Origin of the sequence: Pseudomonas lini (assembly GCF_001042905.1) — a bacterium.
GTDB classification, from domain to species: Bacteria; Pseudomonadota; Gammaproteobacteria; order Pseudomonadales; family Pseudomonadaceae; genus Aquipseudomonas; species Aquipseudomonas lini.
This window is the reverse complement of record NZ_JYLB01000002.1, coordinates 757,051-771,027: the sequence shown is the minus strand read 5'-3', so window position 1 is coordinate 771,027 and position 13,977 is coordinate 757,051. Positions and strand designations below refer to the sequence as shown.

At 59.4% G+C, this 13,977-nt stretch carries 11 protein-coding genes; 5 read left to right on the top strand and 6 right to left on the bottom strand.

From position 1 onward, the window contains the following. The first annotated feature begins 113 nt into the window (after nucleotides 1-113). Together TU81_RS07995 and sugE are read left to right on the top strand one after the other, a co-directional pair. Nucleotides 114-1,079: a bile acid:sodium symporter family protein gene (locus TU81_RS07995; RefSeq protein WP_038979746.1), complete on the top strand. Its 966-nt coding sequence runs from the start codon at nucleotides 114-116 to the stop codon at nucleotides 1,077-1,079. A 119-nt stretch (nucleotides 1,080-1,198) separates the two neighbouring features. Beyond that, nucleotides 1,199-1,513 carry a quaternary ammonium compound efflux SMR transporter SugE gene (gene sugE / locus TU81_RS07990; RefSeq protein ID WP_038979745.1) on the top strand — a complete coding sequence of 105 codons (315 nt, stop codon included), beginning with the start codon at nucleotides 1,199-1,201 and terminating at the stop codon, nucleotides 1,511-1,513. A 96-nt stretch (nucleotides 1,514-1,609) separates the two neighbouring features. Here the strand turns inward: sugE and TU81_RS07985 are convergent, their stop codons facing one another. The 4 genes from TU81_RS07985 to TU81_RS07970 all read right to left on the bottom strand — a co-directional run bounded on the left by TU81_RS07985 (nucleotide 1,610) and on the right by TU81_RS07970 (nucleotide 6,386). After that, nucleotides 1,610-3,484, bottom strand: a complete 1,875-nt coding sequence (locus tag TU81_RS07985) for an MFS transporter (RefSeq protein ID WP_048394369.1) — start codon at nucleotides 3,482-3,484, stop codon at nucleotides 1,610-1,612. Between the two features lie 97 nt (nucleotides 3,485-3,581). After that, complete coding sequence (locus TU81_RS07980; protein ID WP_048394368.1) at nucleotides 3,582-4,733, bottom strand: TDT family transporter; 1,152 nt, start codon at nucleotides 4,731-4,733, stop codon at nucleotides 3,582-3,584. A 105-nt stretch (nucleotides 4,734-4,838) separates the two neighbouring features. After that, nucleotides 4,839-5,150 carry a cupin domain-containing protein gene (locus tag TU81_RS07975; RefSeq protein ID WP_038979741.1) on the bottom strand — a complete coding sequence of 104 codons (312 nt, stop codon included), beginning with the start codon at nucleotides 5,148-5,150 and terminating at the stop codon, nucleotides 4,839-4,841. A gap of 42 nt (nucleotides 5,151-5,192) precedes the next feature. Next, on the bottom strand, nucleotides 5,193-6,386 hold the full coding sequence (locus TU81_RS07970) for an MFS transporter (RefSeq protein WP_048394366.1): 1,194 nt from the start codon (nucleotides 6,384-6,386) through the stop codon (nucleotides 5,193-5,195). 91 nt (nucleotides 6,387-6,477) lie between these two features. Between TU81_RS07970 and TU81_RS07965 the strand changes: the two genes are divergently transcribed. Further along, entirely contained in the window at nucleotides 6,478-7,017 is a 540-nt protein-coding gene (locus tag TU81_RS07965) for a TetR/AcrR family transcriptional regulator (RefSeq protein ID WP_038979739.1), read from the top strand. Between the two features lie 250 nt (nucleotides 7,018-7,267). After that, the gene (locus tag TU81_RS07960; RefSeq protein ID WP_048394364.1) at nucleotides 7,268-10,738 is read left to right on the top strand and encodes a hybrid sensor histidine kinase/response regulator; all 3,471 of its coding nucleotides are present in this window, start codon (nucleotides 7,268-7,270) and stop codon (nucleotides 10,736-10,738) included. Between the two features lie 117 nt (nucleotides 10,739-10,855). Here TU81_RS07960 and rmuC read toward each other — a convergent pair whose 3' ends face one another. Both rmuC and TU81_RS07950 read right to left on the bottom strand, forming a co-directional pair. Next, nucleotides 10,856-12,220: a DNA recombination protein RmuC gene (rmuC, locus tag TU81_RS07955; RefSeq protein WP_167344813.1), complete on the bottom strand. Its 1,365-nt coding sequence runs from the start codon at nucleotides 12,218-12,220 to the stop codon at nucleotides 10,856-10,858. 175 nt (nucleotides 12,221-12,395) lie between these two features. Further along, the gene (locus TU81_RS07950) at nucleotides 12,396-12,719 is read right to left on the bottom strand and encodes an SEL1-like repeat protein (RefSeq protein ID WP_080772046.1); all 324 of its coding nucleotides are present in this window, start codon (nucleotides 12,717-12,719) and stop codon (nucleotides 12,396-12,398) included. Between the two features lie 983 nt (nucleotides 12,720-13,702). On the opposite strand from TU81_RS07950, the gene TU81_RS07945 reads away from it, so the two are divergent. After that, nucleotides 13,703-13,927 carry a hypothetical protein gene (locus TU81_RS07945; protein WP_019407963.1) on the top strand — a complete coding sequence of 75 codons (225 nt, stop codon included), beginning with the start codon at nucleotides 13,703-13,705 and terminating at the stop codon, nucleotides 13,925-13,927. The last annotated feature ends 50 nt before the right edge of the window (nucleotides 13,928-13,977 follow it).

Below are 13,977 nucleotides of genomic sequence, written 5' to 3'. Positions count from 1 at the left end.
GCTCGCGAAGGCGTCCTGACAGTCAACATCATCGCTGAATGTCAGACCGCTTTCGCGAGCAAGCCCGCTCCCACATTGGTTTTGTGGTGCTACTTGATAACAAGGATCAGGCCATGCGCGCACTGGCTGCATTGAGTCGTTTTGTCGGCAACACTTTCGCTTACTGGGTACTGATTTTCGCCGTTGTGGCGTTTCTGCAACCGGCCTGGTTCATCGGTTTGAAAGGCGCCATCGTGCCGCTGTTGGGGCTGGTGATGTTCGGCATGGGCCTGACCCTCAAACTCGAAGACTTCGCCGAAGTCGCTCGCCATCCGTGGCGCGTGGCACTGGGCGTGGTTGCCCATTTCGTGATCATGCCCGGTGTGGCGTGGTTGCTCTGCCAGGTTTTCCACCTGCCGCCGGAAATCGCCGTCGGCGTGATTCTGGTCGGCTGCTGCCCAAGCGGCACCTCGTCGAATGTGATGACCTGGCTCGCGCGTGGCGATCTGGCGTTGTCGGTGGCCATTGCCGCCGTCACCACCCTCCTCGCTCCGCTGCTGACCCCGGCACTGATCTGGCTGCTGGCCTCGGCCTGGTTGCCGGTGTCGTTCATGGAGCTGTTCTGGTCGATCCTGCAAGTCGTGCTGCTGCCGATCGTGCTCGGTGTAGTTGCCCAGCGCTTGCTTGGTGATCGGGTACGTCACGCGGTAGACGTGTTGCCACTGGTGTCGGTGGTGAGCATCGTGATCATCGTCACTGCCGTGGTGGCTGCCAGTCAGGCGAAGATTGCCGAATCCGGCTTGCTGATCATGGCCGTGGTGATGTTGCACAACAGCTTCGGCTACTTGCTGGGTTACTTCACCGGGCGCCTGTTCAACCTGCCATTGGCCCAGCGCAAATCCCTGGCACTGGAAGTCGGCATGCAGAACTCCGGCCTGGGCGCGGCCTTGGCCAGTGCGCACTTCTCGCCGCTGGCGGCGGTGCCAAGCGCGTTGTTCAGCGTCTGGCACAACATTTCCGGGGCGCTGCTCTCGACGTATTTCCGTCGTATGAGCGAGAAAGAAGACCGGCAAACCGCTGCTCAGCAGACAGCGGATTAAGCCGCAAACTTGATCCTCGGATTAATGATGGGCACTCTATTGCACAATGCGGGGACGACCTCGCGGCTCGATCGAGTGATTAATCCGGGGACGACCCCATCCATTGATGGAGGTCTTTGATGTCCTGGATCATTCTGTTTTTCGCTGGCCTGTTCGAAGTCGGCTGGGCCGTCGGCCTGAAATACACCGACGGTTTCAGCCGCCCTCTTCCTACCGCACTGACCATTGCCGCCATGGCGATCAGCCTTGGCCTGCTGGGCCTTGCCATGAAGGAATTGCCGCTGGGCACGGCCTATGCGGTATGGACTGGCGTGGGTGCGGTGGGCACGGTGATCGCCGGGATCATATTGTTTGGTGAATCCATGGCGTTGTTTAGGCTGGCGAGTGTGGCGTTGATCATTGCCGGGTTGGTTGGGCTCAAGGTTAGCGCTTAGGCCTCTACCGCTTTCGCGAGCAAGCCCGCTCCCACATTTGACCGCATTCCAATGTGGGAGCGGGCTTGCTCGCGAAGAGGTCCGCAAAGTCACCGACTATCTAACGGCCCCACGCAACTCCCCCACCAAACCTTGCAATGTCGCCGGTTCAGCCGCTTCAACGGCCACCGCCGGCCCCGCCACCAAAGTCACCCGCGACCACAGCCGACGAAACACGCCCTTGTCCGGATCACGGCTGAAGAAACTCCCCCACAACCCCTGCAATGCCAGCGGAATCACCGGCACCGGCGTTTCTTCGAGAATCCGCGTCAGCCCGCCCTTGAATTCATTGATCTCGCCATCGGCGGTCAACTTGCCTTCAGGGAAAATGCACACCAGCTCGCCGTCCTTCAGATACTGGGCGATGCGGGTGAAGGCTTTTTCGTAGATCTGAATGTTTTCCTGACGCCCGGCAATCGGAATCGTCCCCGCCGTGCGGAAGATGAAGTTCAGGACCGGCAGGTTGTAGATTTTGTAATACATCACAAAGCGAATCGGCCGACGCACTGCGCCGCCAATCAGCAACGCGTCGACGAACGACACATGGTTGCAAACCAGTAATGCCGCGCCTTCATCGGGAATCAGCTCCAGATTGCGATGCTCGACGCGGTACATGGAATGGCCAAGCAGCCAGATCATGAAGCGCATGCTGAACTCGGGGACGATTTTGAAGATGTAGGTGTTGACGCCGATGTTCAACAGCGACACCACCAGGAACAGCTGCGGGATCGACAACTTGGCGAGGCTCAGCAAGACGATCGACACAATGGCCGACACCACCATGAACAGGGCGTTAAGAATGTTGTTGGCAGCAATCACCCGCGCACGCTCGTTCTCGACGGTACGCGACTGGATCAGCGCATACAGCGGCACGATGTAGAAACCGCCGAAGATCCCAAGCCCGAGGATGTCGATCAACACCAGCCAGGCGTGACCAAACCCCAGGACTTCGATCCAGCCATGACCGGCAACGCTGTCTGGAATCCCGCCTGAATGCCACCACAACAGCAAGCCAAACACCGTCAGACCGAATGAGCCAAACGGCACCAGACCGATCTCGACTTTGCGCCCGGAGAGTTTCTCGCAGAGCATCGAACCCAGTGCGATACCGACCGAGAACACCGTAAGAATCAGCGTCACCACGGTCTCGTCACCGTGCATCCATTCCTTGGCATACGCCGGGATTTGCGTCAGATAAATAGCCCCGACAAACCAGAACCATGAGTTACCGACGATCGAGCGCGATACCGCAGGGGTTTGCCCGAGGCCCAGCTTCAAGGTGGCCCAGGATTGGCTGAAGATGTTCCAGTTCAAACGCATTTCCGGCGATGCCGCCGCGGCCCGGGGAATGCTGCGGCTGGCCAGGTAACCGAGTACCGCGATCCCGATGATTGCCGTGGACACGACCGGCGCGTAGTTGCTGGTGGACATCATGATCCCGGCACCAATCGTCCCGGCGAGAATCGCCAGGAAAGTGCCCATTTCCACCAGACCGTTGCCGCCCACCAATTCTTCTTCGCGCAAGGCCTGCGGCAGGATTGAGTACTTCACCGGCCCGAATAGCGCCGAGTGGGTGCCCATGGCAAACAACGCGACCAGCATCAGCGACAGGTGATCGAACATGAAACCGACCGCCCCTACCGCCATGATGACGATTTCCCCGAGCTTGATCAGACGGATCAGTGCGTCCTTGGCGAACTTTTCCCCGAATTGCCCGGCCAAAGCCGAGAACAGGAAAAACGGCAAGATAAACAGCAACGCACACAAGTTGACCCAGATCGAACGGTCACCCTCGATGGTCAACCTGTACAAAATGGCGAGGATCAGCGACTGCTTGAAGATGTTGTCATTGAAGGCCCCGAGGGACTGCGTGACAAAAAACGGCAAGAAGCGGCGAGTTCGAAGCAAGGTGAATTGTGAGGGGTGACTCATCTTCCATGTGTCCCTGATTTTGGCTGGAGAGTGGCGCGGATACTGTTATTGGATGCCGGACATCGATCCAGGCCACAGATTACCTAATCTTTGCCGGTTATTTCTTTAATCCTGCAATGCACGGCGAGACAAACAGCTCACCTCGCCACGCACCCTGCACCGTACGCTTGGCGACTATCAGCCACATCACTGCCAGCATTGCCACCAACAGGCAACCAAAGACACTGAAAAACGTCAGGCTCAAGGTGCTGGCCAGTTTCAGCGTAGCCAGTGAATAGACCCCCAGCGGGAAAGTGAAGCCCCACCAGCCGAGGTTGAACGGGATACCGGCGCGCAAGTAACGAACGGTGATCAACAGCGCAATCAACATCCACCAGAGCCCGAACCCCCACAGCGTGATGCCGGCCACCAAGCCAAGCCCTGCGGCGATCTCGCCAATACCCGACAGACCGTTGGCGGCAAAGATCGCTGGCGCGTCGGCGCCCAACAGCAACATGCCCAGCGCACCGGTGCCAATCGGCCCAAGGGCCAGCCAGCTAGAGGCGGCCATGTTTTCGTGGGGCAATTTATGCAACGCCATGCGCAGCAACAGGATGGTCAGAATGCTGAACGCTACCGGTAGGGAAAAGGCCCAGAGCACGTAGCTGGTCACCAACACCACCAGTTGTAAATGAGCATCGGCCAAGTGCGGCGCCAGCAAGCCACCGCTGGCAGCCGCCACTTCCGCTGCCACCACCGGCAACAGCCAGACGGCGGTCATCTGGTCGATGCTGTGCTCTTGACGGGTGAACATCATGTAGGGAATCAGTACGCCGCAAGCCAGCGACATCGCCACGTCGAGCCACCAGAGCACTTCGGCGAGATGAATCACACCATCACCCCAGCGCGGCAAACCGAACAGCAGAAAGCCATTGATGATGGTCGCAAGACCCATGGGAATGGTGCCGAAAAACATCGAAACCGTGGAATGGCCGAAAATCCGCCGCGCCTCGTCGAAGAACATGACCCAACGGGCGGCATACATGGCTGTGAACAAGACAAACAGGACAATATTGAACAGCCACAGGCCTTCGGCAAAGGCATGCAGACCGGGATTCGACACCGGCAATTGCGCAAGCGCCAGCGCCAACACACCCGTGCCCATGGTCGCCGCGAACCAGTTGGGAGTGAATTGTCGGATGGTCTCTCGAGGGTGATGCAAATGACTGAACGGTTTGATACCGGGTTTAACGCTATGGGTGCAGGTCATGGTGAACTCCTGTCCTCTCGTGAGGTGGAGTTCAGGGTAGATCCGAATCGAATATCGATATAACGGGTAATATCTCTAACTGTTATCTGTTTTACAGATACTGCATCAGACGCTACCTTCCGTCTCGATCACCAATATCCGCGCCACACCCAGTGGATGAGCCACATGCTCGGTGCCTACCGAGGCATAAAAGATATCGCCGACTTCGAGTAGCGTTTCCTTTTCCAGGCCTTCTTCGCGATAACGCATCTGCACCCGCCCATCGAGCACCACGAACACTTCCTGGCCATCGTTGATGTGCCATTTATAGGGCTGATCGGTCCAGTGCAAACGGGTGGTGATGCCATTCATGTTGGCGATGTCCAGCGCCGCCCAGGCGCGGTCACCGGTGAAGGATTTGCTGCGGATGATCTTCATGGGTCGGTCCGTCGAAATGAATGGCAGTTCAAAGGCTAACGGTCATCGAACATCGACGCCACAGACTTTGACAGTCGGCACACGCATCAACCCGACCAGCGCACCAAGCGACAGAATGATCAGCACCGCGCCATAACCATCGGTGGTTGCCACGAGGCCAAAGGTCCGTGTCAGACCGCCGGCCAGCAACGACGGCAAGCAGAACGCCAGGTAACTGAGCACATAAAACGCCGACATCAAACCCGCCCGCTCATGAGGCAAGGCCAGCGGCACGATGCTTCGCAGGGCCCCCAGGAAGCCCGCGCCAAAACCGCCGCCCGCCACCAGGGTGCCGAAGAAAAACAACGGCAGACTGGCGCTGTGTACCGCCAGCAGAATCAGCGCAACGCCCGCAGGCAGCAGGCTCGCGCCCAACAGCAAGACTTTGTCGGCCGGCCGATTGCGCAAGGTGTAGATCATCAAGGCGCCGGTCACCGTCAACACGGCCACCGTCGCCCCGCCAATCAGATTCGAGGTGGACCCGGTGGCGGTCCGCACCAGAGACGGTGCCAAAGAAGCGAAAAAACCACCGAGCGCCCACACCGCAAGATCTATCGGCAGCACCCGCCACAGCATACGCCGCGCCTGAATCGGCACATGCAAGGTCGGGCGCAGCGAGGCCCAGGCACCCGATTGCCGTGTGACGCTTTCCGGCAGGCGCCAGACGTACAGCGCTTGCATCACAAACAGCGCGAACAGCACCCAATAGGTCAATTGCAGCGGCAGCGGTGCAAACTCGGCCAACACGCCGCAGCCCATGGCACCCAGCGCCATGCCCAGCAACGGCGCGACGCTGTTGACCATCGGCCCTTGCTGACGGTCGGTGTCCAGCAGCGCCGCACTTAAAACGGCGGTGGCCATGCCCGTGGCAAAACCCTGCAGGACCCGCGCACTGATCAGCCAGGCAACGCTGTCGGCGCTGATAAACAGCAACATCGCCAGCATGTTCAGCAATATGGCGGTAAAAATCACCGGTTTGCGCCCCAGATAATCCGAAAGCGAACCGACCGTGAGCAACGCCGCCAGCAAGCTGAGGGCGTAGACCCCGAAAATCAGGGTCAGGGTCGCTGCCGAGAACTGCAGGTGTTCTTGATACAAGTGATACAACGGCGTTGGCGCGGTGGAAGCGGCGAGAAAACTGAGTAAGGTGATCGCCAGAAACCACAGGCTGGAACGGTTTGACGTTAGACGGGACATAAGCACACTCCGCAAAAGCTAACTTTTTGCTTTTGCGGAGTGTGCTACTGGCAAACGCTTAAAGCAAATTCTTTGTGTTAAGGTCCGCCATATGGCTATTAAAGAAGGTTTACGTCCTGGTGGCCGCAGCGCCAGGGTGCAAGAGTCGATTCATGCGGCAGTTCGCGCGCTCCTCGAAGAACAGGATCGCGCGAGCGTGACCGTGCCGCAAATCGCTGTCCGGGCCGGGGTGACGCCGTCGACCATTTACCGGCGCTGGGGTGATCTGTCGGTGCTACTGGCCGACGTCGCCCTCGCCCGCATGCGCCCCGACGGCGAACCGGCCAACACCGGCAGCCTGCGCGGAGACGTGCGGGCCTGGGCGGAGCAATATCTGGACGAAATGAGTTCCGAGCCCGGGCGCAACATGATGCGTGACGTGCAATCCAGCGCCACGCCGGGCTATTGCGTGACGATCATTGGCGGGCAGTTGCAGACGATTCTGGATCGCTATCCCGAGCAGCCGAAGCCGAGTGTCGATCGACTGATCAATATGGTGGTGGCGCCGACGGTGTTTCGCATCTTGTTTTCAGTGCAGGCGCTGGAGGTTGAAGAGTTGCATCGGTTGATTGATATTGCGCTGAGTCAGTGAGGCCGCCTTCGCGAGCAAGCCCGCTCCCACACTGGATTGAGGATGTCCACATATTTTGTGTTCACTGACGATCGAGTGTGGGAGCGGGCTTGCTCGCGAAGAGGCCCCCAAACACACCAAAAATCGAACGGACTCCCAACCTGTGACACCCCACCACGCCACGACCTTGGTCGACACTGACTAACTCCGGCGGTCATGCGAGACTGTCCTGACCGGGCGGAGTCCCGGATGTCTTTTGTCTGGAGTTCCCATGTCGCTGTCCATCGGGCTGATCGCCACCGTCGCCCTGGCCTATATGGCCATCCTGTTCGCTATCGCCTTTTACGGTGACCGGCGCAGCGCGCCGTTGCCGCCACGGGTGCGCGCCTGGGTGTACAGCCTGTCGCTGGCCGTTTATTGCACCAGTTGGACATTCTTTGGCGCCGTGGGCCAAGCGGCCGAACAACTCTGGTCATTCCTGCCGATCTACCTCGGGCCGATCCTGCTGCTGGTGTGCGCGCCGTGGGTCCTGCAAAAAATGGTGATGATCAGCAAACAAGAGAACATCACCTCCATCGCCGACTTCATCGCCGCCCGCTACGGCAAATCCCAGTCGCTGGCGGTGGTGGTGGCGCTGATCTGCCTGGTCGGCGTGTTGCCCTATATCGCCCTGCAACTCAAGGGCATCGTGCTGGGCGTGAACCTGCTGATCGGCGCCGGCGCTGACGCCATGGGCACACGCGCGCAAGACACGGCGCTGATCGTATCGCTGGTACTGGCGCTGTTCACCATCGTTTTCGGTACCCGCAACCTCGATGCCACGGAACACCACCGCGGCATGGTGTTGGCGATCGCCTTTGAATCACTGGTCAAACTGTTCGCTTTTCTCGCGGTCGGCGCGTTCGTGACCTACGGCCTGTATGACGGTTTCGACGACCTGTTCGACCAGGCCATGCTCGCCCCGCGCCTCGAAGAGTACTGGAAAGAAACCATCAACTGGCCGTCCATGGTGGTGCAAACCGGCGTGGCGATGATGGCGATCATCTGCCTGCCCCGGCAGTTCCACGTGACCGTGGTGGAAAACATCGACCCTCAGGATCTGCGCCTGGCCAAGTGGGTGTTCCCGGCCTATCTGGCGCTGGCGGCGTTGTTTGTCGTGCCGATCGCGCTGGCCGGTCAGATGTTGCTGCCCAGCTCAGTGCTGCCGGACTCATTCGTCATCAGCCTGCCTCTGGCCGAATCTCACCCTGCCTTGGCGATGCTGGCGTTTATCGGCGGTGCTTCGGCGGCGACCGGTATGGTGATCGTGGCCAGCGTGGCGCTGTCGACCATGCTTTCCAATGACCTGCTGCTGCCGTGGTTGCTGCGGCGCAACAACGCCGAGCGGCCGTTCGAAGTGTTCCGCCAGTGGATGCTTTCGGTGCGGCGGGTGAGCATCGTGGTCATTCTGCTGCTGGCCTACGTCAGTTATCGACTGCTGGGCTCCACCGCGAGCCTGGCGACCATCGGCCAGATCGCCTTCGCCGCCGTGACCCAACTGGCCCCGGCCATGCTCGGCGCGCTGTATTGGAAACAGGCTAACCGTCGAGGGGTGTTCGCCGGGCTGGCCGCTGGGACCTTCCTCTGGTTCTACACCCTGGTGTTGCCGATCGCCGCCAAAAGTCTCGGTTTGCCCCTGAGCAGTTTTCCGGGACTGGCCTGGCTGCAAGGCAACCCGTTGAACCTGCCGATCACGCCACTGACTCAAGGCGTGGTGCTGTCCCTGGCGGGCAACTTCACCTTGTTCACCTGGGTCTCGCTATTGTCACGCACACGGGTTTCGGAGCACTGGCAGGCCGGCCGCTTCATCGGCCAGGAGATCAGCGCCCGACCCAACGCCCGCTCGATGCTGGCGGTACAGATCAACGACTTGCAGCAACTGGCCGCCCGTTTTGTCGGCGAGGAGCGGGCTCGTCAGAGTTTCCTCCGTTTCGCCTACCGTCAGGGCAAAGGCTTCAACCCGACCCAGAACGCCGACGGTGAATGGATCGCCCATACCGAACGCTTGCTGGCCGGTGTACTCGGCGCATCTTCGACCCGGGCGGTGGTAAAAGCCGCCATTGAAGGTCGGGAAATGCAACTCGAGGATGTCGTGCGGATCGCCGACGAAACCTCGGAAGTGCTGCAGTTCAACCGTGCCCTGCTGCAAGGCGCCATCGAGAACATCACCCAGGGCATCAGCGTGGTCGACCAGTCGCTGAAACTGGTGGCCTGGAACCGGCGCTACCTTGAATTATTCAACTACCCCGACGGTTTGATCAGCGTTGGCCGGCCGATTGCCGACATCATTCGCTACAACGCCGAGCGCGGTCTGTGCGGGCCCGGCGAAGCGGAAGTGCACGTCGCCCGCCGCTTGCACTGGATGCGCCAGGGCCGCGCCCATACCTCCGAGCGATTGTTCCCCAATGGTCGAGTGATCGAGCTGATCGGTAACCCGATGCCCGGTGGCGGTTTCGTCATGAGCTTCACCGACATCACCGCGTTCCGCGAGGCCGAGCAGGCGCTGACCGAAGCGAACGAGGGCCTTGAGCAACGGGTCACCGAACGGACCCACGAACTGTCGCAACTCAACGTCGCCCTGACCGAAGCCAAGGGCACCGCAGAATCGGCCAACCAGTCGAAAACCCGTTTCCTGACCGCCGTCAGCCATGACTTGATGCAACCGCTGAATGCTGCGCGGCTGTTCTCTGCAGCCCTCACCCATCAGGAAGACAGTTTATCCAGTGAAGCCCGGAAACTGGTTCATCACCTGGACAGTTCACTGCGCTCGGCCGAGGACCTGATCAGCGACCTGCTGGACATTTCCCGTCTGGAAAACGGCAAGATCAACCCTGACCGCAAGCCCTTCGAACTCAATGATTTATTCCATACGCTGGGCGCCGAATTCAAGGCACTGGCGCAGGAACAGGGGCTGAAATTCCGTGTTCGGGGCAGCGCGCTACGGGTCGACAGTGACATCAAACTGCTGCGAAGGATTTTGCAGAACTTCCTGACCAATGCCTTCCGCTACGCCAAAGGCCCGGTGCTGCTCGGCGTTCGGCGGCGCAATGGTGAGCTGTGTCTGGAGGTCTGGGACCGTGGACCGGGCATTGCGGAAGACAAACTGCAGGTGATTTTCGAAGAGTTCAAACGCCTCGACAGCCACCAGACCCGAGCCGAGAAAGGTCTGGGCTTGGGTCTGGCGATTGCAGATGGGCTGTGTCGCGTATTGGGTCACACCTTGCGCGTGCGTTCCTGGCCGGGTCGCGGCAGCGTGTTCAGTGTCAGCGTGCCGCTGGCTCGGGTACAAACCGCGACGCCGGCCAACGTTGCCGAACTCAATGGCCATATGCTCAGCGGCGCGCAGGTCCTGTGTATTGATAACGAAGACAGCATCCTGATCGGCATGAACAGTTTGCTCACGCGCTGGGGTTGCCAGGTCTGGACCGCGCGCAACCGTGAGGAATGCGCGACGCTGCTCGGTGATGGGATGCGTCCGCAATTGGCGCTGGTGGATTATCACTTGGACGATGGCGAGACCGGGACCGAATTGATGGCGTGGTTGCGCACGCAACTGGGCGAGCCGGTGCCGGGGGTGGTGATCAGTGCAGATGGACGGCCGGAGACGGTGGCCCAAGTGCATGCAGCAGGCCTGGATTACCTGGCCAAACCAGTGAAACCTGCGGCGTTGCGGGCGTTGTTGAGTCGGCATTTGCCGTTGTAGGGTGATGATTGAGGTCTGTGTTGCCTTCGAAAAGATCGCAGCCTTCGGCAGCTCCTACAGGATCGGGTTTCCACGCGGTCAATGTAGGAGCTGCCGAAGGCTGCGATCTTTTGCTCTTTATTCGGGGAGCTCGGCCAAGCCATCAACATCCGTCATCGCCCGCTCCAGCAGATCCGCCGGCAAGCTCTTGCTGGCCCGCGCCCCGAGCAACTTGAGCTGCTCGCTGCGACTGACCAGGTTGCCGCGACCTTCAGTCAGTTTATTGCGAGCAGAACTGTAGGCCTTGTCCAGTTGCTGCAAGCGATTGCCGACCTCGTCCAGATCCTGAATAAACAACACGAACTTGTCGTACAGCCAACCGGCGCGCTCGGCAATTTCCCGGGCGTTCTGGCTCTGGCGCTCCTGCTTCCACAAGCTATCGATGACCCGCAAAGTGGCCAGCAACGTGGTTGGACTGACGATCACGATATTGCGGTCGAATGCCTCCTGAAACAGCGTCGGCTCAGCCTGCAACGCCGCAGAAAACGCCGCTTCGATCGGGACGAAAAGCAGAACGAAATCCAGACTGTGCAAGCCGTCGAGCCGCTTGTAATCCTTGCCGGCCAAGCCTTTGACGTGACTGCGCAGGGACAGTACGTGCTGCTTGATGGCGATCTGGCCGATGGCATCGTCCTCGGCCGCCACATATTGCTGATAGGCCGTGAGGCTGACCTTCGAATCGACCACGACCTGCTTGTCGCCGGGCAGGTAAATAATCACATCCGGCTGAAAACGCTCGCCGTCCGGCCCCTTGAGATTGACCTGGGTCTGGTACTCACGCCCCTTCTCCAGCCCCGCGTGCTCAAGCACCCGCTCGAGAATCAGTTCGCCCCAGTTGCCTTGGGTTTTCTGTCCTTTCAAGGCGCGCGTCAGGTTTGTGGCTTCGTCGCTCAGGCGCAGGTTCAGTTGTTGCAGCCGTTCCAGTTCCTTGGCCAGGGAAAAACGCTCGCGGGCTTCAGCCTGATAGCTTTCCTCGACGCGCTTTTCGAACGACTGGATACGTTCCTTCAACGGATCGAGCAACTGCCCCAAACGTTGCTGGCTGGTTTCGGCAAAACGCTGCTCACGCTCGTCGAAGATCTTGCCCGCCAGCTCGGCGAATTGCGCGCGCAGTTCGTCCCGCGAGCCTTGAAGGTCGTTGAGGCGCTGCTGATGGCTTTCCTGCTGCTCACGCAGCTCGGCATTGAGGGAGGCCGCCTGCGCGTCGAGGCGGCGCAACTCAGCCTCTTTGCCGGCGCGTTCGATGTTCCAGGCGTGGGCCGCGTCGCGGGCATCGTCGCGTTCGATCTGGAGCAGTTCGACTTCACGGCGCACGGCAGCCAAGTCGGCCTGTTTGGCGGAATTGGCCTGGCTCAGGTCAGCGATTTCATCACGGCAGGTGTCAAGCTGAGCATTCAAGCCGTCCTGCGTCAGCTGGGCAATGGCAAGGCGCTCTTCCAGCAGCGCCAGCTCGGCCTGCCCCGCACTCGCCCGACGCTGAAGTTGCCAGGCCAATACCAGTAACGGCAGCCCAGCGCCCGCCAGACCCAGCAATGCGCTGGTCAAGTCCATCGCCATAGCCACTCCTGCCCATTCGATAAAGCGTGAAGGTTAACCAAGGCGTCAGGTCTTGGACAGCTCAGTCTTCGCTCAGGCCGAGTTCCTGTTGCGCGCGTCGGTCGCCCGCACGCGCGGCCTGACGCAACAGCTCCTGGCCAATGCGGCGATCCCGGGCGTTACCGCATTCGCGGCACATCAGCTGACCGAGACGGCTTTGCGCGGCCACGACGCCTTCCCGGGCAGGCTGCTTGAGCAAGCGTCCGGCGAAGTGTTTGACGTTGGAGTTTTCGCCCAGGCGCGGGCTGTCGAGTAACCACTCAGCCACGCGCATCGAAAAGCGCTTGGGTGGGGTAACACTGGGGGTTGTTGAGGTAGCAGGGACTGATACTGAGCGAAACTTCATAAAGCACTGTGGGGCAGATCGGAAGGCGCGCCACTCTACTCTTTTTTTCGTACAGGTAAAGTCGAAAAAAGCCTGCACGCCCGTCCTAGAGCAAGCGCTTGGGACAATCCACAGAAGCTGTGGATAACTCAGTGGACAACCGCCTTTGAACTCGCGCAAAGCCGTGTGGGGTGGGGCTCGCAGTCAAACTGACGATTTTTTCACCAGTAAAAAAAAGCGATGTTTTTCATTGACTTAAATTTTCATTACAGGCACCCACTCCCATTGAGGCGAGGATGACAGTGGGATGACAGTTCGCGCAACTTATGTGCACAAGTACCTGCGAGGCGGTTATATCGATGCGCTTTTTTGGCGCGGTTTTTAGGTAAGGCCTGGGGATAAACCCGGGCAACCCGTGCCGCAGGTCGATCCTGACTCGATCGTTTCTCTCGGATCAACGGTCGGGTTCTGGGCTATTGCGGGGCACTGGTCTGCTCTTTCGACAGCTCAGTCGAGACTTGCCGACAGGCATTCAGCGCCTTTTTACAAACAGGCTTCCCTTCGGCAGTTCAATCCGTTAGTATCCGCGGCGTTAGTACCAAGCTGAAAGTCAATTCTGGTCGAACAAATCCCCCGGTCAGCCTTCCCTAAGAGAAGCCTCCACCGATAAAATGGGATCGACCACCTCGATGGTTTCCAGGTAAATCTTGCACCAACACAGCCTTTGAATCGAAAGCAAAGGGTGTTGCCAAGCTCACTTACTCTGACCGAACCAGCCTGCAAATTGATCAGGATCTTCACCCCGGGCCCAGAACCTTTGCCCTTGATGTGTTGCCTGCCCTCCTAAGTACCTACCTGCCAGCCCAAGCGCGCCAACTTATCAGCGCTTCAAACTGGCTGCTTTGTTCCAGTCGGGTTCTTCGTTCGACCAATGGTGGTCGTCGTCACTGGAACGTTTTAACTTTGCACGGTTCTTATCCGTGTCGCTTGTAGGAACACCAATTATGTCTACTCAAATCCACACTCAGGATGCCATTCGCACCCTAACCAACGCTTTTGCTCCAATGAACTGCCTGATCATGGCCGCTCGCAAAGGCTGCTTCAGCTTCACTCTGGTCAACGAACACGGCATCGCTCGTCACAGCGAACGCCTGTACCCGGATCAATACTCCAGCGCAGAACCGCTGCAGGCTGTGATCGAGCGTACTCGCCAGGCACTGATTGCCTGAGACGCCAGAAAGGCTGAAAACCTCAGAAGCCCTGCTGAAAAGCGGGGCTT

Coding starts and splice junctions, on each gene's coding strand:
- TU81_RS07975 (WP_038979741.1), bottom strand. CDS start 5,150: ATGAAGATCATCCGCAGCAAATCCTTCACCGGTGACCGCGCCTGGGCG.
- TU81_RS07970 (WP_048394366.1), bottom strand. CDS start 6,386: ATGTCCCGTCTAACGTCAAACCGTTCCAGCCTGTGGTTTCTGGCGATC.
- TU81_RS07965 (WP_038979739.1), top strand. CDS start 6,478: ATGGCTATTAAAGAAGGTTTACGTCCTGGTGGCCGCAGCGCCAGGGTG.
- TU81_RS07980 (WP_048394368.1), bottom strand. CDS start 4,733: ATGACCTGCACCCATAGCGTTAAACCCGGTATCAAACCGTTCAGTCAT.
- TU81_RS07985 (WP_048394369.1), bottom strand. CDS start 3,484: ATGAGTCACCCCTCACAATTCACCTTGCTTCGAACTCGCCGCTTCTTG.
- TU81_RS07960 (WP_048394364.1), top strand. CDS start 7,268: ATGTCGCTGTCCATCGGGCTGATCGCCACCGTCGCCCTGGCCTATATG.
- sugE (WP_038979745.1), top strand. CDS start 1,199: ATGTCCTGGATCATTCTGTTTTTCGCTGGCCTGTTCGAAGTCGGCTGG.
- TU81_RS07945 (WP_019407963.1), top strand. CDS start 13,703: ATGTCTACTCAAATCCACACTCAGGATGCCATTCGCACCCTAACCAAC.
- TU81_RS07995 (WP_038979746.1), top strand. CDS start 114: ATGCGCGCACTGGCTGCATTGAGTCGTTTTGTCGGCAACACTTTCGCT.
- TU81_RS07950 (WP_080772046.1), bottom strand. CDS start 12,719: ATGAAGTTTCGCTCAGTATCAGTCCCTGCTACCTCAACAACCCCCAGT.